This window comes from Dyadobacter endophyticus (genome assembly GCF_014641595.1).
Taxonomy (GTDB): Bacteria; Bacteroidota; Bacteroidia; order Cytophagales; family Spirosomataceae; genus Dyadobacter; species Dyadobacter endophyticus.
In genome coordinates this window covers 433,794-451,033 of the sequence record NZ_BMIA01000005.1, presented here as the reverse complement: position 1 = coordinate 451,033, position 17,240 = coordinate 433,794, and the positions used below count along the sequence as shown (strand labels likewise).

The window sequence follows — 17,240 nt, the reverse complement described above, 5'->3', positions numbered from 1 at the left end:
GGTAAGCGGAGCCGTTTTCTACCTTCGCGGCTAAGCTTTAATTGCTTTTTATTGGTTAAATTTATGTCTGATGCTGAGAGAAATGAACTAGAAGAAGAAGATCGACTATTAAAAATTCTAATCGACTTTCACAACACTCGTCAAAGAGAACTCAGCATGAGCGATGAAGAAAGAGAACAACACATTGACGCTATACTTGAACGAATATGGCAAATCAAACAACGTTTGAAAAACTGAACCCGGAATCCTTGGTACATCCGATATTTCTCCCTTATTTCAGAGAATATATGTCCTTGGAATCAGAGGAAGAACGCAAGAATTTCTGGAAGACCAGAAGAATTGACGCAGATTCGGAAACTTTAACAGCCGCTTGGCTTCATGGAGTAAACTTAATCGCCGAACGGGTCAAAAACCTCGAACGGCGAGTAAACGCATTGGTGGCAGAAGAGCAGTAACTACCTTCTCCGCCGCTTCACCTTAGCCGAGCTTCCACCCCCAGTTCCCCCGGCACCCCGCTTCACGCGTCCTGAACCTCTTGCCTCCTTAGGCTTCCGTTCCCGAGGCCCGCGATCACGTTCCCGGTCAAAGCCAGGGCGGCTGAATTCGCTTCTGCGGCCGGGTTTGGTTCCAGCAAGATACAAATCCATACTCCTGCGCGCGAGGTTGGTTTCTTTTACCTTCACCTTCACCGCATCACCAAACGCATATATTTTCTTGGTACGCTGGCCGATAATGCGGTAGTTATCCTTTTCGAGCTCGTAATAATCGTCGCCAAGGTCGGTCATGCGGATGAGGCCTTCGGAAGCAGTCTCCGTGATTTCCACGAAAATACCGAACTCGGTCACGCCGGTGATGATGCCGTCGAATTCCTTCTCGGGATCCATCATGCTCATGTACTCGACTTGCTTGTATTTGATCGATGCGCGCTCCGCCTCGGCAGCAAGCCGCTCGCGTTCGGAGGAATGCTTCGATGCAAGTTCATATTGCTCACTATCCACATTCGCACCGCCGTCGAGGTAATGCTGCAACAACCTGTGAGCCATCACGTCGGGATAGCGGCGAATGGGTGATGTGAAGTGTGAATACCGAGTGAATGCCAGCCCGAAGTGACCAAGGTCCGCGGTGCTGTACCGGGCTTTGGCCATCGTGCGAACGGCCAGCGATTCGATCAGGTTTTGCTCGGGCTTACCTTCCACTTTTGCCAGCATAGCATTCATCGACTTAGCGATTTTGCCTTCCTCTTCGACTTCGAGTTTCAGGCCCAGTTTGGCCACAAAGTTCGCGAACGTCTGCAAACGATCCGGATCGGGCGCTTCGTGGATACGGTACACCATCGTATTCTTGTTTTCGCCTTTCGACAGCGAGTAAACGTATTCCGCCACACGCTTGTTGGCCAGCAGCATGAATTCCTCGATCAGCTTGTTCGAATCGTGGCGTTCTTTGGTGTAAATGCCCAATGGACGACCTTCCGGATCGAGTCGAAAGCGTACTTCCGGTGTTTCGAAATTGATAGCGCCTTTTTTGAAGCGTTCTTTCCGGAAAAGCTTCGCCAATTTGTTCAGCGTATCCAGCTCTTTTGGGAAATCGCCTTCGCCCGAATCGAGCACAGCTTGTGCCTCTTCGTAGCTGAAACGCCGGTCGGAATGGATTATCGTTCTTCCAAACCACTCTTTCAGCAACTTGCCTTTGGAGGTAATCTCAAAAATTGCCGAAAATGCCAGCCTGTCTTCATTTGGCCGGAGGGAGCAGAGGTTATTCGAAAGCTTTTCCGGAAGCATAGGCACCGTTCTGTCAACCAGGTAAACGGACGTTGCACGGCGAAATGCCTCTTTTTCAAGCTCGGTTCCGGGCAGCACGTAATGCGAAACGTCGGCAATATGCACGCCCACTTCTACGACATCCTCATCAAGATACCTTACCGACAATGCGTCGTCAAAGTCTTTGGCGTCGACAGGGTCGATGGTGAAAGTCAGCACGTCGCGAATATCACGACGTTTGGCAATATCCTTTTTGGCAATTTTATCCGGAATTTTCTGTGCCTCCGCTTCCACGATTTCCGGGAAATGGTAGGGTAAGCCAAACTCAGCGAGGATCGCGTGCATTTCCACATCGTTATTACCCGCCTTTCCGAGCACGGAAACAATTTCTCCCTCTGCCTGGCTTCGGCGTGTAGGCCATTCTTTGACCTTCACGATTACTTTATCGCCATGGCGCGCCTCTCCAACCTCGTCGGGTTCGAGGAAAATCGGGTCGTAAAGTTTTTTGCTATCGGGCTGTACGACTGCAAAACGTGGATTAATTTCAATAACACCGACAATTTCCGCATTGGACCGCTCTACAATTTCTGTAACGCGGCCTTCTGTACGGTTACGGCCGGAATCGCCACGCGACCTCAAATTGCGCGTATTCTTCGAAAGTGGTTGAATCCGCACAATATCGCCGTCCCAGGCGCCATTCAGCAATTCCAGGTCTACATAAATATCGTCTTCGCGGCCTTCGATGATTACAAAAGCAAACCCTTTGTTGACGCGATCTACGCGGCCGGTCAGCCCGTGCGGCTTCGCTTTCTCAGGCACAGAGGCATAAGTGCCGTTTTTGTTATAAATCAGCCTGCCATCCTGTTCCAGTTCATGCAGGATTTCGTTGAAAAGCACCCGCACTTTTTTGTCGTGCACCCCGAAATGGTCGTGCACGTCGAAAGGCCTGAAAGCATGCTCGGCGTTCAGATCAAAGAACGCGGCAATGTCCGCCTTTAAATTATCTATGTAAGAAACAATGTGATGAGGGGCCGAAGCCTCTCTTTTCTCCGGTTGGAGGTTCTTTACAATCTTTTTTTCTCTCATGTATTCAATATTATTCAACCCTCAGGATATTTCCTTCGGGGATTTGGTCAAAGCAATGTAGCCGAAGATACAATTGTGCCAGCACTACCACGTCCTCTCTGCAATATCGGGAAATTTTAGCCAGATCATTTTCCTCGTAGTAAACCTTTGTCACCTGGTCGCCGCTCATTTCGTTTTTGCTTCCGGGGATATCAAAAACAGCAGCCAGCAAATCGAGTGAGGTGTAGTTTTTGTAATCACCGAATTTCCACAGATCCATCGTATCCTGGTGGAGAAGCTCCCAGGGTTTTTTACCCGTGATATGCAATGCTTTTGGGATTTCGATGCGGTGGATCAGCATCCGTCGGCAAATGAACGGGAAGTCGAATTCTTTGCCGTTGTGGGCGCAGAGGATAAGCTGTTCGGCGGGGTATTTTTCAATCAGCGCCTTGAATTGCAGCAGCAACTGAACTTCGTCGTTTCCGGCGAAGCTACTCACCTTAAACGCAATCTCATCTTTTTCGTTCCAATAGTAAGCGCCGAACGCAATGCAAATGATTTTTCCAAACTCCGCATAAATGGCGCCGCGGTCGTAAAAGCAATCGGCATTGGAGATCGAATCGTCACCTTTTTTGAGCGTCAGGGCCTTTTTGTCCCAAAGCTTCTGCATCCGTTCGGGGAGTTCATCGTAGCTCGCGTGGGAACAGACTGTTTCAATGTCGAGGAGCAGGAAATTTTTGGCGCGGCGTTTGAAATCTTCTGTCATAGTGTGTAGGGTTTTAATGATGATTTTCAATATTATGCAAAATATCGAAATGATAATACATCCTGTTTAAAACCCTGCACGAAAGAACACTACTCGTGCAAAACACCTTCCAGCCCCAGCGGATCGATCGTCATCATGTTTTCCTCCACGATGCTATCCGGGACGAAAATGAATTTTTTGTCAAAAATCTGGCTCCCAATGAAATAGCTCACCCAAAACTCATTATTCAAATGAAAGACGTCCGGCATAATAGGTTCCACCACCACGTGTTCGCCAGAGGGTATTTCGGGGAAAAAATGCCTTAATGTCGATGTCCGCTGATCGGTATTCACCCCTGATTCGCTGTTGCTATACCCTTTCGAGGTCACAAAGACGCTGGTAACCGGCTCGTCGTTGCGGTTGATCACGATCACGTTCCATTCTTCCGCATTCAAGTCGTTGGTCCTCCGCACAATGGCGACTTGTATTCCCTTCACAGGGTGAAAAATAATATCCTTCTTCATTACGCTACTAGCAATTCCATGCTGAACAACTGTGCCAGATGGGTTTTTAATTTAACTGAAACTTCTTCCAAATCCACTTCCCTGCCCAGCTCCGCCGCCAGCGACGTAACGGCCTTGTCATCAATCCCACAGGGTACAATATTCCCGAAATAGGACAGATCGGTATTCACATTCAATGCAAAGCCGTGCATGGTCACCCAGCGGCTCGCCTTCACACCCAATGCGCAGATCTTCCTGGGATTTTTTTGCTCCTGAAAATCAATCCAGACGCCAGTTAGTCCGGCAATGCGGCCCGCTTGCACACCGTATTCGGCTAATGTAAGAATAATAGACTCTTCGAGCGTACGCATGTACACATGTATGTCCGTGAAGAAATTATCGAGGTCCAGGATTGGATAGCCCACAATTTGTCCCGGCCCATGGTAGGTAATATCCCCGCCGCGGTTGATCCGATAATACTTGGCCTGTTTAGCCGCTAAATCCTCCTCCGCCAGCAGCAAATGGTCGGGCTTTCCACTCTTACCAAGCGTATATACATGTGGGTGCTGGCAGAAAAGCACGAAATTTGGTGTCAGTTGCTGATTTTCTGCATCCAGACCCCGATTTTGCGTCTTAATTGCCAACGTCTCCGCAAAAATTTTCTCCTGGTAATCCCACGCCTCCTGGTAGTCGATCAGACCAAGGTTCTGGAACTGTACTTTTTTATTGATTATGGTATTCATTTCAATGTAAAAAAAATTTTGGGCCAGGGCGTTACCAATTTGTAGAAGTGACGTCTAAATGTCAGAGCCGGATGCTTCCGGTTATGAAACAGATTGTACACACATGTCCCGGTTTCACAACGCTAATTTATTAGCTAAATGTTCGTTAAATTTGTTAGTGCAACTAAAATCTGTGACTATGAAGGTTTTACTCGATATCAAAGACGAAAAGGCCCAGTTCGTTTTAGGCTTACTGAGACGGCTTCCGTATGTCAAAGTAAAGCCTTTTACGCCCTTTCAGTTTGAGGTGATTGATAGCACGAGAACTGCATTGGAAGAATTGCAACTGATCAAAGAAGGCAAACTCGAAGCCCGGGACGCAGAAGAGTTGCTAAATGAGATACTTTGTAAAGACGACGCCGGAGTTTGATTCCAGACTTAAAAGACTTTTAAAGAAATATCCTTCATTATCTGGCGAATTCAGGGAACTGGTATTACTGCTTGCCGGGGATCCGGGAAATGGAATTTCATTAGGGCAAGGTTGTTACAAGAGAAGGCTTTCCATTGCCTCCAAAGGTAGGGGGAAGTCTGGCGGCGCCCGTGTGATCTATTATGTCCACGTTTCAGAGATCACCATTTATTTGCTTACAATCTTTGATAAAAGCGAGCGGAAATCTTTGTCGCCGATAGAGTTGAAGGAATTGTTATCTTCTCTTGGTCGTAGTTAGAATCTTTTAACCACACACATTATGGCACAACACAATGACCTCGGCCGCTGGGGCGAAACTACCGCGGCATCCTTCCTGCTCGAAAAGGGCTTCAAAATAATCGCTAAAAACTACCGCCACTGGCAGTCGGAAATCGATCTGATCGTCACGAAAGATGAAATGCTCGTCTTCGTGGAAGTAAAAACGCGCACCGGTACAGCATTTGGCATGCCGGAAGAATTCGTGAATGCAACCAAGGCGAAGCTCATCATGCGTGCTGCGGAACAATACATTTTCGACGCCGATTGGGATCAGGACGTCCGTTTCGACATTGTTTCGATCGTCATATTACCCGACGGAACCACCGATGTCCGGCATATTGAGGACGCATTCAGCCGGTAACGTTACCCATAGGCATAAGTAGAAACCAAATCACAGCATATTTTGAAGATATTCTTTAAGTATTCAAAATCTGACTGTAATGAAAGATGGTTTGGTACTGAACCGGCGGGGAATGCTCAAAAGCAGCGCAATGCTGCTGGCCTCGACGGTATTTGACAGGGACGACGCATTAAATGCAGACCGTTTAGCTGCTCCCAAATACCAGATCGGCGCTTGTGACTGGTCGGTAGGACGGCAGCTGAACCCGGAGGCATTTGAACGGGCGAAACAGATCGGATTGCACGGCATTCAGGTGAGCTATAACACCGGAAAGGACGAAAAAGGCCTTTCGGCGCCCGAAACCTTACAGGTTATCCGCGACGCGTCCGCCCGCACGGGAGTGAAGGTATCAAGCCTGGCAATCGGCGAGCTGAACCGCGTGCCGTATAAATCTCAGCCGAAAACGGAAGAATGGGTCTGGAACAGCGTGGATGCGGCCAAAGCGTTGGGAGTGAAGGTGATTTTGCTTGCATTCTTTTCGGAGGGCGATTTGCGTAATGACGACGCGGGTAAAAAAGCGGTCATAGAACGTTTGAAAAAAGTAGCCCCGCACGCCGAGAAGCAGGGCATTACTTTGGGTATCGAATCATGGCTGAGTGGGCAGGAGCATTTGGACATTATCCATGCGGTTGCTTCGAAGGCGGTGAAGGTTTATTACGATTTCCGGAATTCAACTGATGCCGGCCATGATATTTTCAGGGAAATACCGATGCTCGGCAAAGACCTGATTTGCGAAATACATATGAAAGAAAACGGCCAACGCCTCGGCGAAGGCCCCCTGGACTGGCCGCGGGTGGCGAAAGCCGTGAAAGACATCGGTTACGAAGGCTGGATGCAGATCGAAGGCGCCACGCCGCAGGGTGCGGAGATTATCCCGTGCTATCAACATAACCTCCAATATCTCAAAGGATTATTTGCAACGTGAGTGATTGGGAAGAGAGGAGGAAAGGGAGGAAGGGGAGAAGAAAAAATCCATCCTCCTTCCTCCTTTTCCTCCCTTTCCTCCATCCTCCCTTTTCTCCCTTTTTAACAACCCGCGATGAACATTACCAGCGCATTACCGCTCCGTAAAACCGGTATTTTAGCAGGAAGTATTTTACTGGCTTCCGCTTTCGGTATTATTTCAATTCAAAATCATCAGGAGCCACCAAAACAATCGTCCGCACCGGTCTCTGCCGCCGGCGACTCCTCACGCTTGTACGTGCCCGACGATCTCGAAGCCACATTATGGGCCGAAGCGCCCATGTTTTATAACCCGACCAACATGGATATCGATGCCGAAGGCCGGGTGTGGATCACAGAAGCGGTCAATTACCGCGATTTCAATACGAAACCTGCCGAGCGCCTCAGTCACAAGCAGAAGGGTGATCGGGTGATGATCCTGGAAGACAAAGATGGCGATGGCAGGGCCGAATCTTCGAAGGTATATGTGGAGGATTCGCTGCTGACAGCCCCGCTCGGCATTGCGGTAATCGGGAATAAAACGATCGTTTCCTGCGCACCTAACCTGCTTGTGTACACGGACACGAATGGCGACGATAAACCCGATCGACGTGAAGTTTTTCTGACCGGCTTCGGCGGTTTCGACCACGACCATTCGTTGCATTCGTTGATCGTCGGGCCGGATGGGAAATATTATTTCAATACCGGCAACGCAGGTCCGCATAACGTCACCGACAAAAGCGGCTGGACATTGCGGAGCGGCAGCCTTTACACCGGCGGCACGCCTTATAACAAGAAAAACGAAGGGAACCAGAAGTCCGACGACGGCCGGATTTGGGTCGGCGGGCTTGCATTGCGTATTAACCCCGACGGTACCGGGCTGAAAGTGCTTGGCCATAACTTTCGCAACAGCTACGAGGTTTGCCTCGACAGCTACGGCAATATGTGGCAGAACGATAACGACGATCAGGTAATCACCTGCCGCGTTTCGTTCTTGCAGGAAAATGGGAATGCAGGCTACTTCTCGGCCGACGGGACCCGCTACTGGCAAGCGGATCGCCGCCCTGGGCAGGACATTTTCACCACCCACTGGCATCAGGAAGACCCGGGCGTAATGCCGGCTGGCGACAATTCCGGCGCGGGGTCGCCGACGGGAATTGTGTTTTATGAAGGAGATGAATTAGGTAAAAGCTACCGCGGTACATTGCTAAGCTGCGAAGCGGGCCGGAATGTGGTCTTCGGCTACCAGCCCCAGCCGCAGGGAGCCGGTTTTGCATTGAACCGCCGCGATTTGATCAGCTCATTTCCCAAAGTTTCGGAGCGGTATGAATGGTACGAAACCGACCAGGATTACCGCAAATGGTTCCGGCCGTCGGACGTGGCCGTGGGGCCCGATGGAGCCATTTACGTGGCCGACTGGTACGATCCGGTCGTCGGCGGGCATGCGATGAAGGACAAAAAGGGCTACGGCCGCATTTACCGCATAACACCCAAAAATAGGAAACTAACGACGCCAAAGCTGGATTTCACGACCACTGCGGGACTTATCGATGCATTGAAAAACCCGGCTATTAATGTCCGTGCTTTGGCTTTTGAAGGGTTAAGGGCGAAAGGAGCGAGCGCGGCAGAAGAAGTAAAACAATTACTTACAGCTGAAAATCCCTATCATCAGGCACGTGCTATCTGGCTTTTGGCACAATTGGGTGACAAGGGCAATGCGGAAGTGGTGAAATTACTGTCGTCGCCGAATGCAAAACACAGGCTCACGGCTTTTCGAGCTCTCAAATCTACGGGTAAGGCTAATGCTTATTTCGAACAAATGTCCAAAGACGCCGAACCGTCTGTAAGGCGGGAAGTGGGCATTGCATTGCGGGATGTTCCTTACGATCAGGCATCTAGTAGCATTTCAAATCTTATTAAAAACTACGACGGCAAAGACCCATGGATGCTGGAAGCGATCGGGACGGCGGCTGACGGAAAGGAGGCCCAGGTGTACGCATTCGTACGCGAGGCATTCAAGGCTGATCCGCCTAACTGGAAACCCCAGCGTGCGGGTCTGGCATGGCGATTGCACCCGGTGATGGCGGTAGAGGAGTTGAAAGTGAGAGCCGGATCGGCCAAAGTTTCGGAGCCCGAGCGCCGTAAGGCATTGACAGCCATTGGTTTTATCAAAGATAAAAAAGCGGCCGAAGCGATGATCGTTTTGTCGAAATCCTCCTTGCTGGATGTGGCTTCGCAGGCTTCCTACTGGATCAACTTCCGCAAAAGTAACGATTGGGCCGACTTAATGAACTGGGAAGAAGCCACCGCCCAGGTAATGACGCCCGCCTTCAAACGCATGCTTGACCTTAAAAAGACCGTCGCCGACAAAGCGCAGCCGATGCCGCAGCGCATTGAAACCGCGCGGCGAATGGCGTCGGACATGAATGGCGGCAATATCCTCGTGGACATGCGCGTGCAAGGCCAGCTGCCGGACACGATTGCCAGAGCCGTCAGTGAAATCATTTTCAAAAATCCGGATCAGAATGTACGTGTGGTCGCGAGTCAGTTTTTTCCAAGAAACGGCAAAGTTTTGAAAACCGATTTTATCTCAAGAATGACTGCGGACCCGGCACACGGGAAGACAATCTTCTCGACAACCTGCGCCGCCTGCCATAAGCATGGCAAAACCGGTGCCGAAATCGGGCCGGATCTGACTACGATCCATAAGAAATTCGATAAAGCAGGGCTGCTCGACGCCATCGTGAACCCGTCGGCCAGCATGGTTTTCGGCTACGAAAGCTACACGATCGTGACCAAAAAGGGCGATACCTATTTCGGCTTCCTGATGAGCGACGGCGCGAATGTGGTCCTGAAAGATGCCGCCGGCCAGCAGCATACAATCAAAGCCGATCAGATCAAAACCCGCGAGAAAATGCCCTCGTCATTAATGCCTGAGCCGACGGCATTGGGCCTTAATGAGCAGGATCTGGCCGATTTGACGGGATATTTGTTGAATTTCAAGTGAAAGTGCAATACAGGATTAATAAAGTGAAAACGCATTTACTGGATAATAGAAACAAATAATTATAACTTTGCCAGAATCCTGTTTCCCATACGAAATATAACCAGCCAAAATGGTGGATAACGACAAAGCCGGCCACCTGCTCCTCGCATTGCAAAATGGGGATGCGGAAGCATTTACGACGGTTTACAAGGCCTATTGGTACGATATGTTCCTGGTTGCATATCGCAAGTTGCGTAACAAGGAGGCGGCCGAGGAGATCGTGCAGGATATTTTTCTGCGTCTTTGGCGGGAACGGGATACCCTGCGTGTCGAAAATTTGAACTACTACCTTTTTTCCGCTGTCCGTTACGAGGTCATCGACTATATCCGCATCAAGGGCCGCACTTTCGAGTACGTTGATTACTACGGGTCATTCCACGATATTCAGGACTTAAATACTGAAAATCAGCTTGCACTGGACGATTTGCTGCGCGTGATCGACGAATGCCTGCACATCCTCCCCGAGAAAACGCGCGAAATTTTTCGCTTGCACAAGCTGGAATACTGGCCCATTTCCCGCATTGCTACCCGCTTCGGGCTGTCGGAGAAGGCGGTTGAATACCATCTTACCAAATCCGTGCGCCTGGTACGGACGCATTTGAAAGAGGTGATGGTCCTCCTCATGACTGCTGCCGGGTTGTTCTAGCCTGTTCCTCTCACCCTCCCCTTCCTCCATCCTCCCTTTCCTCCTTCCTCCCTTCTACCTGATTATCTTTTTCAAGGAACTTTCACCCCAAAAGGGTAGTTTAATTGCACTATTCAAATATTTTCTAAATCTATTTAGGGAATAGCGCTGTTTCTTCGGCTTATCATTCAAAGGCCTGATTTTATCCGATACACATCAATGAACAATAAGGAATGGCAGGCCCTGCTCCTGAAATACCGGGAAGGGCAATGTACCAAAGAGGAAATGCTGAAAATCCATTTGTGGTATGAAAGCCTCAATGCTGATGGGCTGGAAGTGCTCAACGACCAGGAAAAGCGCGAGATGGAGGAAAGAATGTTAGGCAGACTGGCCAATGAAACCCCCGTTGCAGAATTCGCTGAGCCGGTTATTGTCCGGACCTGGTGGAGCAGGGCGGCGGTGTACCTTTCAGCTGCCGCGGCCGTGCTGATCGTGGTTAGTTTCTGGGTATTCTTTGGAAATCGGGGAGCCAAGCAGGGAGTGATGCGGGAAAAAATGTTCGTACAGGCGCCGGACGGCCGGCTGATTACCGAAGAGAACAACACGAATGTGCCGAAGCGGCTAACGCTCAGCGATCGAAGCACGGTTATCCTCGAACCGGGCGCCAGCATTGTTTTTCCGGCCACATTCTCGGGCGATAAGCGAACGGTACAGCTGTCGGGCAATGCATTCTTCGAAATAACCCGCAATCCCGACCAGCCTTTCCTCGTGTACAGCGGTAAAATTATTACCCGCGTACTCGGGACTAGTTTCAGAATTAAAACAAATACAAAGGATAAGGCGCTGGAAGTGGAAGTTGTGACCGGAAAAGTTTCCGTTTTTGAAAACCGGGAAGCATTCAGTGAAAGTGATTCGATCGATAATCAGGATAACGGCGTAGTGCTCACACCCAACCAGCGGGTCACCTATTTCTCCGAAAGCCGCCACCTCATGACCGGCCTGGTGCCGGAGCCGGTGAAAACATCGCAGGCCGCACAGGAAACGAAAATGATTTTTAATGATGAAAAGCTGGAAAAAATAGCGCAGGCGTTGCAGGAAGCCTATGGGATCGAGATCGTTTTTGAGAACGACCGCATCGCGCATTGCAGCTTCACCGGCGACCTTAGCGACATGCAGCTTTACGACAAGCTGGCGCTCGTTTGCAAATCCAACGGCGCTGATTACGAAGTGAAAGGTACACGCATTCTGATCAACGGCCGCGGCTGCGACTGAGTTTTATCGAAACCTAAACCCTTAACTATGGCACTATAACTACCGTGTTACCCAAAAACAAAGAAACCGATAGTGTACCACCACTACCGGCTTCGAAAAATGCCCGCTTACAAGTCCTGGAAAGATGATAAGCCGGCGGATGTCCTGTTTTTCACAAATAGAACCTTCAAAAATATGCAAAAAACCCAACAGTTAAAATGGTGTGCATCACTATGCATGGTCATGAAAATAACATTTGCCCAAATCCTTTTTGCAGTGGTTTTCACGACGCTTACCCACGCAGCGAGCGAGGGGCGCGCGCAGGAAATCATGGAGAGAATGGTGACGATCCATGCACAGAATGCGGAACTGAGAAATGTCCTGCGTGACATCGAAGGGCAGGCCGACGTGAAGTTTGCGTACAGCCAGAAGAATATCCGCGCCGAGCGGACGATCGATGTTCATATCAACCGGCAGAAGCTGTCGACGGCGTTGAGCTCCCTGCTTGATCCGCTCCACATTGCCTATGAACTAACGGCAGGCCGTATTTTGCTGACGGCAGAAACGGGTGCTGTTACCGAGCCGCAACAGCCCGAAGCGACGGAAACTATTGTTAATCCAGCCGTCGCGCAAATCAAAGGGAAGGTGGTGGATGAAAACAATTCGGGCCTGCCCGGTGTGAGTGTGATCATCAAAGGGACTCAAAAAGGTACTACTACCGACCAGGAAGGTGCATTTGGCCTCGACGTGGCCGAACAGAATGCAGTGCTGGTTTTCAGTTTTGTAGGCTATAAACCCCAGGAGGTAACCGTCGGCGGGCAGACGAATTTGTCGGTCGTAATGCAGCCGGATAACCAGGCGCTTGAAGAAGTGGTGGTGGTGGGTTACGGTTCGGTACGGAAGAGTGATCTGACGGGATCGGTGGCGAGTATTAAAGGCGACGCGATCCGCGAAATGCCGGTGACTTCGGTAGACCAGGCGATACAGTCGCGGGCGCCGGGCGTTCAGGTGACACAAACCTCGGGCGCGCCGGGTGGAGGGATTTCGATTCGTGTGCGTGGCGCCAACTCCATTAATAGCGGCAGCGAGCCGCTGTACGTGATCGACGGCTTTCCTATTTACCCCGACAATGGCGCATTGGGTACCAGCGGCAACCGCCAGCCTACCAATGCAATGGCGACCATTAATCCCAACGAAATCGAATCCATTGAAATACTGAAAGATGCTTCGGCGACCTCCATTTACGGTTCCCGCGGTGCAAATGGCGTGATCCTGATCACCACCAAACGCGGAAAAGAAGGCCAGAGCCGCGTGGACTACGACGGTTCGTACTCGTTCCAAACCATCGCACGCGAGGTGAAGGTCCTTAACGGCTCCGATTATGCCCGTTACATTAATATGCTGGAACGCAGCCAGGGAGGAAACCCGCGCTATACCGACGCGCAAATCTCGCAGATTGGAGCGGGTACCGACTGGTGGGACGTGATTTCACGCACTGGCGGGCTTTCCAATCACCAGCTATCGTTTACAGGCGGGAACAAGGGAATGCGCTATGCATTTGTAGGTAATTATCTGAATAACAAGGGTATTATCAAAAATACGGATTTCAACCGTTACGGTTTCCGGATGAACCTGGACAACGATTTCCTCAAAGGTAAGGCTACGCTCACAAATAGCTGGTCGTTCAACCGCTCGGGGAGCAGCAATGTGCCTACCGACCGCGGCGGACCGGGTGGCATTGTAATCTCCGCATTGGGCCTTGACCCGACCGGCCCGGTTTATGATCAGAACGGCGCGTACCAATATGCAAGTTACGATCAGCGCTTTCTCACCAACCCACTGGCAGAGGCCACCGAGGGCTATGACAAGGATTATACCAACCGCCTTTTCGGTACTTCGGCGCTGAGTGTGAACATCCTGGAAGGCCTGAAATTCCGCACCAGTCTAGGTCTCGACATTGTGAATGCACGCCGGACTACATTCTACAACAACTTCACTTACATCGGCCGCCAGAATGGCCGTGAGTTACAGAAAGCGAACCGTAATTCGAATAATATCCTGAATGAGAACATTTTAACCTACAACAAAGAGGTTGCCAAAGGGCATTACCTCGACGTTACACTCGGCTATACCTATCAAAAGGAGATCAATTATTTCGAATCCAATGCTACCCGCGGACTTCCATCCGACGATATCGACGCGGTGAATATGCAAAATGGCAGCCGACCGTTGGTACCTAATTCCGGACGCATTGAATGGGAGCTGATGTCGATGCTGGGGCGGGTCAATTACAACTTCAAAGATCGCTACCTGCTTACTGTGACGCTTCGCCGCGACGGTTCTTCGAAATTCGGGCCGAATAACAAATGGGCGACTTTCCCTTCGGCCGCAATCGGCTGGCGCGTTGTGAATGAGGATTTTTTCAAAAATGCTGGTCTTGGCAAGGTGTTCGACGATTTCAAGATCCGTGCAAGCTATGGGCTTACCGGTAATTCGCAAATTCCGGTGTACCGCTCGGTTGCTGGCCTGGTACCTTATAATTATGTTTTCGGGGGAGTGCCGTCACTGGTTTCAGGCTATGCGCCTAACCGCATCCCGAACTCGGATTTGAAATGGGAAAGTACTTCGATGCTGAATGTCGGTCTCGATTTCGCATTGCTGAACAATCGTTTGAGCTTGACAATCGACGCATTTAAAAACAAAACCACGGACCTGCTGCTAGATGTTTCCATCCCGCAAAGCACCGGTTTCAGCACTATTATGCTTAACTCCGGCTCGCTGAGTAACAAGGGTCTCGAATTCTCGGCTAGCTATAAGTTGATCAGTACCAGTGCATTGACCTGGGATGTGAGTGGCAACGTGTCCGTTTTGCGTAATAAAATCCTCGACCTCGGTATGAGCACGCCATTCTTTTCCAACAGTACCAGCGGTCACCTCGGTGTGCTGGGCAGCTGGGTACAGGGCGGCAATCCGATCGGCGTCTGGAGCGGGTATAACTACGTCGGTTTGTTTCAGTCGGATGAGGAAGGCAAGAGCTACTCAGCAAGAGCAGGTTACCCCAAATATGAGGACGTGAACGGCGACGGCAAGTATACGACGGACGATTTCAAGATCATCGGCGACCCGAACCCGAAACTGACCTGGGGCTTCAACACCAGTTTGAAATACAAAGGCTTCGACCTTTCGGTGTTTTTCCGGGGCGTGCATGGCAACAAGATTCGCAACCTGCAACAATCCGAAATGGGTGACGGCGTGCAAAAGATCAATCAAATCGCCAATATCCTGACAGACTCGTGGACGCCGGAAAATCCGAATGCTCCCCGTCCGGTAATTGATGGCCGCCGCGATTTCATTTCTTTCCGCCGGTCGTCATTTTTCATCCAGGACGGCTCGTTCGTACGCCTTCAGAACCTCTCACTCGGGTACACACTCCCGATCAAGAGCGCCTACATCCGCAACGCGCGCGTGTATGTGAGCGGGCAGAACCTCTTTCTGATCACCAAATACAAAGGTTTCGACCCCGAAGTGAACAACCAGGGCCAGAACAACCTCAACCGCGGCGACGATTACGACGCTTACCCGCGGTCGCGCATGTTCACAGTGGGCGTTAATCTTGGTATTTAATATTTCAAATTGAAAATCAGTTTTTTATGAAAAAGTCATTTTTATATAAAATCAGATTGACGGGCCTTTCGGCATTGCTGTTTGCTGTTGCAGGCTGCTCGGATTTGAAGGAGAAACCCGATTTTATCAACCCTGACACCTTTTACAAAACGGCGACGGAACTCGCGCTGGGTGTGAATGCGGTTTACGACGATCTCAATTCGCAATACTCGGGCTACTTCTATGATCGTTATGTATTTGAATGTCTGATAGGTTACCAGGTAGGATGGGAGAAAGGGCCGCTGCAATACAACCTGGGCAATGTGAACCCGGCCGATGAATACATCGAGGCTTACTGGGGAATTTGCTACCGATCGATCAACCGGGCGAATGCGATCATCGAAACTGCCGAAGCTATGAAAGATCCTGCGAACGACGCTTTGATCAAACGGGTAAAAGGGGAAGCGCTGTTTTTGCGAGCGTTCTATTATTACAGCCTGATAAGCTATTTCGATAATGTGCCGCTGACGACCAAATCGACGCAGAATATTTCTGAGCTTCCGTCCAACAGCGGTGGAAAAGCGGCGGTGATCGGGCAAATTTATGCCGATACCAAAGCGGCGGCGGAATTGCTGCCGGCCAGCTATACCGGTGCGGATATTGGCCGTGCGACGAAATGGGCAGCGAAATCTATTTTGATGAAAACCCAGCTCTGGGATGAAAAATGGGCAGAAGCGAAGGCCACTGGAGAGGATATTATCAACAATAGTGGTATTACGCTGTTCGCCGATTTTTCCCACAATTTTGACCTTGCCCATGAAAACCAGGGCGAAAGGATCTTTGAAGCACAGGTTTCGGCCACGGCCAACCCGAATGAGTTCAATGTGCATTCGATGCACTTCAATCCCGAGGATTTCCCAAGCGAACTGGGTGGATCGGGATGGAGCTGGCTGAGCGCCACCCAGGAATTCCGCGCGAGTTATGATCCCAAAGACAAGCGTATTGAGGGAACATTCATCGAGAGCTATCCAACGGGCCGTTTTGGGAAGATCAACGGCACTTACCCGATCGTGCATTGGAGCGAAAAGGCGGATTATAACCTCTCGCGTTTTGGTGGCGTCGTGAAATCGGATGCGAACCCGAAGGACCCGGCGCAGATGATTTTCGGAAAAGCATGGGCGGCTAAGATCGTCGAGCTCGATAAAAGCAATGCGGCTACGGAGAAAAACACGATTTACATCCGCCTCGCCGACATTCTGCTGAGCCATTCCGAGGCCTGTAACGAAAGCGGGCAGGGCGATGCATTCGCGTCGATCAATAAGGTCCGCGCCCGCGCCGGTCTGGCGGCTTTAAAAGGCCTCGGTCAAGCGGCATTGCGTGATGCGATCATCCACGAGCGCATGCAGGAGTTTGTTTTTGAACAGGTAATGTACCCTGAGCTGCGCCGGAAAAGCAAGCTGGGCGGGCCGCAGGATTACCTCGGAAAGGAGATCAAACACTTTGCCGAAAAGTACAAGCTCGACCGCGCACCCAAGGAGCGTGATTATGTGCTGCCGCTGCCGCAAAAGGAGCTGCTGGGCAATCCGAATGTAAAGCAGAACGCCATTTGGCAGTAACGAAATGCCCCGTCGCTGACCGGATTTAGTGGGTAATTTTGTTTAAATTCAGTCTTTTAGTAATGAAAACAGCAGGATAAGCCAAGTGTGCTGCTTGTTCATTGGGTCGCGTCGCGACGGGGCGTTACGATTACATTTAGAGTTTTTCGCAGGATATTAATAGTTTTCGGAGTTTGTATAAACATTTTACGAGTTTGTATAAACAATTGTTTCGTAT

General features: G+C 50.4%; 14 protein-coding genes. 10 read left to right on the top strand and 4 right to left on the bottom strand.

From position 1 onward, the window contains the following. Positions 1–206: 206 nt before the first annotated feature. Positions 207–455, top strand: a complete 249-nt coding sequence (locus tag IEY24_RS28855) for a hypothetical protein (RefSeq protein ID WP_188938746.1) — start codon at positions 207–209, stop codon at positions 453–455. Here the strand turns inward: IEY24_RS28855 and rnr are convergent, their stop codons facing one another. From rnr to lipB, 4 genes are all read right to left on the bottom strand, one after another. Then, positions 456–2,843: a ribonuclease R gene (gene rnr, locus IEY24_RS28850; RefSeq protein ID WP_188938745.1), complete on the bottom strand. Its 2,388-nt coding sequence runs from the start codon at positions 2,841–2,843 to the stop codon at positions 456–458. Positions 2,844–2,853: 10 nt separating this feature from the next. Continuing rightward, positions 2,854–3,588 (bottom strand): 3'-5' exonuclease, encoded by a 735-nt coding sequence (locus tag IEY24_RS28845; RefSeq protein WP_188938744.1) that lies wholly within the window; start codon positions 3,586–3,588, stop codon positions 2,854–2,856. Positions 3,589–3,677: 89 nt separating this feature from the next. Further along, a complete protein-coding gene (locus IEY24_RS28840; RefSeq protein ID WP_188938743.1) occupies positions 3,678–4,091 on the bottom strand; it encodes a hypothetical protein in 414 nt (137 codons plus the stop codon). Continuing rightward, positions 4,091–4,813 carry a lipoyl(octanoyl) transferase LipB gene (lipB, locus tag IEY24_RS28835; protein ID WP_188938742.1) on the bottom strand — a complete coding sequence of 241 codons (723 nt, stop codon included), beginning with the start codon at positions 4,811–4,813 and terminating at the stop codon, positions 4,091–4,093. Before lipB ends, IEY24_RS28840 begins: the two co-directional genes overlap by 1 nt. Before the next feature lie 178 nt (positions 4,814–4,991). Here lipB and IEY24_RS28830 point away from each other — a divergent pair, with 178 nt between their 5' ends. From IEY24_RS28830 to IEY24_RS28790, 9 genes are all read left to right on the top strand, one after another. Next, positions 4,992–5,222, top strand: coding sequence for a hypothetical protein (locus tag IEY24_RS28830; RefSeq protein WP_188938741.1), 231 nt, complete (start codon positions 4,992–4,994; stop codon positions 5,220–5,222). Then, positions 5,188–5,520 carry a type II toxin-antitoxin system RelE/ParE family toxin gene (locus IEY24_RS28825; RefSeq protein WP_188938740.1) on the top strand — a complete coding sequence of 111 codons (333 nt, stop codon included), beginning with the start codon at positions 5,188–5,190 and terminating at the stop codon, positions 5,518–5,520. Before IEY24_RS28830 ends, IEY24_RS28825 begins: the two co-directional genes overlap by 35 nt. Positions 5,521–5,541: 21 nt before the next feature. Then, entirely contained in the window at positions 5,542–5,901 is a 360-nt protein-coding gene (locus tag IEY24_RS28820; RefSeq protein ID WP_188938739.1) for a YraN family protein, read from the top strand. Between the two features lie 79 nt (positions 5,902–5,980). Then, positions 5,981–6,865 carry a sugar phosphate isomerase/epimerase family protein gene (locus IEY24_RS28815; protein ID WP_188938738.1) on the top strand — a complete coding sequence of 295 codons (885 nt, stop codon included), beginning with the start codon at positions 5,981–5,983 and terminating at the stop codon, positions 6,863–6,865. A gap of 114 nt (positions 6,866–6,979) precedes the next feature. Then, positions 6,980–9,889: a PVC-type heme-binding CxxCH protein gene (locus tag IEY24_RS28810; RefSeq protein WP_188938737.1), complete on the top strand. Its 2,910-nt coding sequence runs from the start codon at positions 6,980–6,982 to the stop codon at positions 9,887–9,889. 109 nt (positions 9,890–9,998) lie between these two features. Next, a complete protein-coding gene (locus IEY24_RS28805) occupies positions 9,999–10,574 on the top strand; it encodes an RNA polymerase sigma factor (RefSeq protein WP_188938736.1) in 576 nt (191 codons plus the stop codon). A 198-nt stretch (positions 10,575–10,772) separates the two neighbouring features. Next, complete coding sequence (locus IEY24_RS28800; protein WP_188938735.1) at positions 10,773–11,825, top strand: FecR family protein; 1,053 nt, start codon at positions 10,773–10,775, stop codon at positions 11,823–11,825. A 222-nt stretch (positions 11,826–12,047) separates the two neighbouring features. Then, positions 12,048–15,428: a SusC/RagA family TonB-linked outer membrane protein gene (locus IEY24_RS28795; protein ID WP_229223317.1), complete on the top strand. Its 3,381-nt coding sequence runs from the start codon at positions 12,048–12,050 to the stop codon at positions 15,426–15,428. Between the two features lie 26 nt (positions 15,429–15,454). Next, the gene (locus tag IEY24_RS28790) at positions 15,455–17,023 is read left to right on the top strand and encodes a RagB/SusD family nutrient uptake outer membrane protein (protein WP_188938734.1); all 1,569 of its coding nucleotides are present in this window, start codon (positions 15,455–15,457) and stop codon (positions 17,021–17,023) included. Positions 17,024–17,240: the final 217 nt, after the last annotated feature.

Excerpts from the sequence above, each read along its gene's own strand:
- IEY24_RS28790 (WP_188938734.1), top strand. The coding sequence starts at position 15,455 with ATGAAAAAGTCATTTTTATATAAAATCAGATTGACGGGCCTTTCGGCA.
- IEY24_RS28830 (WP_188938741.1), top strand. The coding sequence starts at position 4,992 with ATGAAGGTTTTACTCGATATCAAAGACGAAAAGGCCCAGTTCGTTTTA.
- IEY24_RS28825 (WP_188938740.1), top strand. The coding sequence starts at position 5,188 with ATGAGATACTTTGTAAAGACGACGCCGGAGTTTGATTCCAGACTTAAA.
- IEY24_RS28815 (WP_188938738.1), top strand. The coding sequence starts at position 5,981 with ATGAAAGATGGTTTGGTACTGAACCGGCGGGGAATGCTCAAAAGCAGC.
- IEY24_RS28855 (WP_188938746.1), top strand. The coding sequence starts at position 207 with ATGGCAAATCAAACAACGTTTGAAAAACTGAACCCGGAATCCTTGGTA.
- IEY24_RS28795 (WP_229223317.1), top strand. The coding sequence starts at position 12,048 with ATGAAAATAACATTTGCCCAAATCCTTTTTGCAGTGGTTTTCACGACG.
- IEY24_RS28810 (WP_188938737.1), top strand. The coding sequence starts at position 6,980 with ATGAACATTACCAGCGCATTACCGCTCCGTAAAACCGGTATTTTAGCA.
- lipB (WP_188938742.1), bottom strand. The coding sequence starts at position 4,813 with ATGAATACCATAATCAATAAAAAAGTACAGTTCCAGAACCTTGGTCTG.
- IEY24_RS28800 (WP_188938735.1), top strand. The coding sequence starts at position 10,773 with ATGAACAATAAGGAATGGCAGGCCCTGCTCCTGAAATACCGGGAAGGG.
- IEY24_RS28845 (WP_188938744.1), bottom strand. The coding sequence starts at position 3,588 with ATGACAGAAGATTTCAAACGCCGCGCCAAAAATTTCCTGCTCCTCGAC.
- IEY24_RS28840 (WP_188938743.1), bottom strand. The coding sequence starts at position 4,091 with ATGAAGAAGGATATTATTTTTCACCCTGTGAAGGGAATACAAGTCGCC.
- IEY24_RS28820 (WP_188938739.1), top strand. The coding sequence starts at position 5,542 with ATGGCACAACACAATGACCTCGGCCGCTGGGGCGAAACTACCGCGGCA.
- rnr (WP_188938745.1), bottom strand. The coding sequence starts at position 2,843 with ATGAGAGAAAAAAAGATTGTAAAGAACCTCCAACCGGAGAAAAGAGAG.
- IEY24_RS28805 (WP_188938736.1), top strand. The coding sequence starts at position 9,999 with ATGGTGGATAACGACAAAGCCGGCCACCTGCTCCTCGCATTGCAAAAT.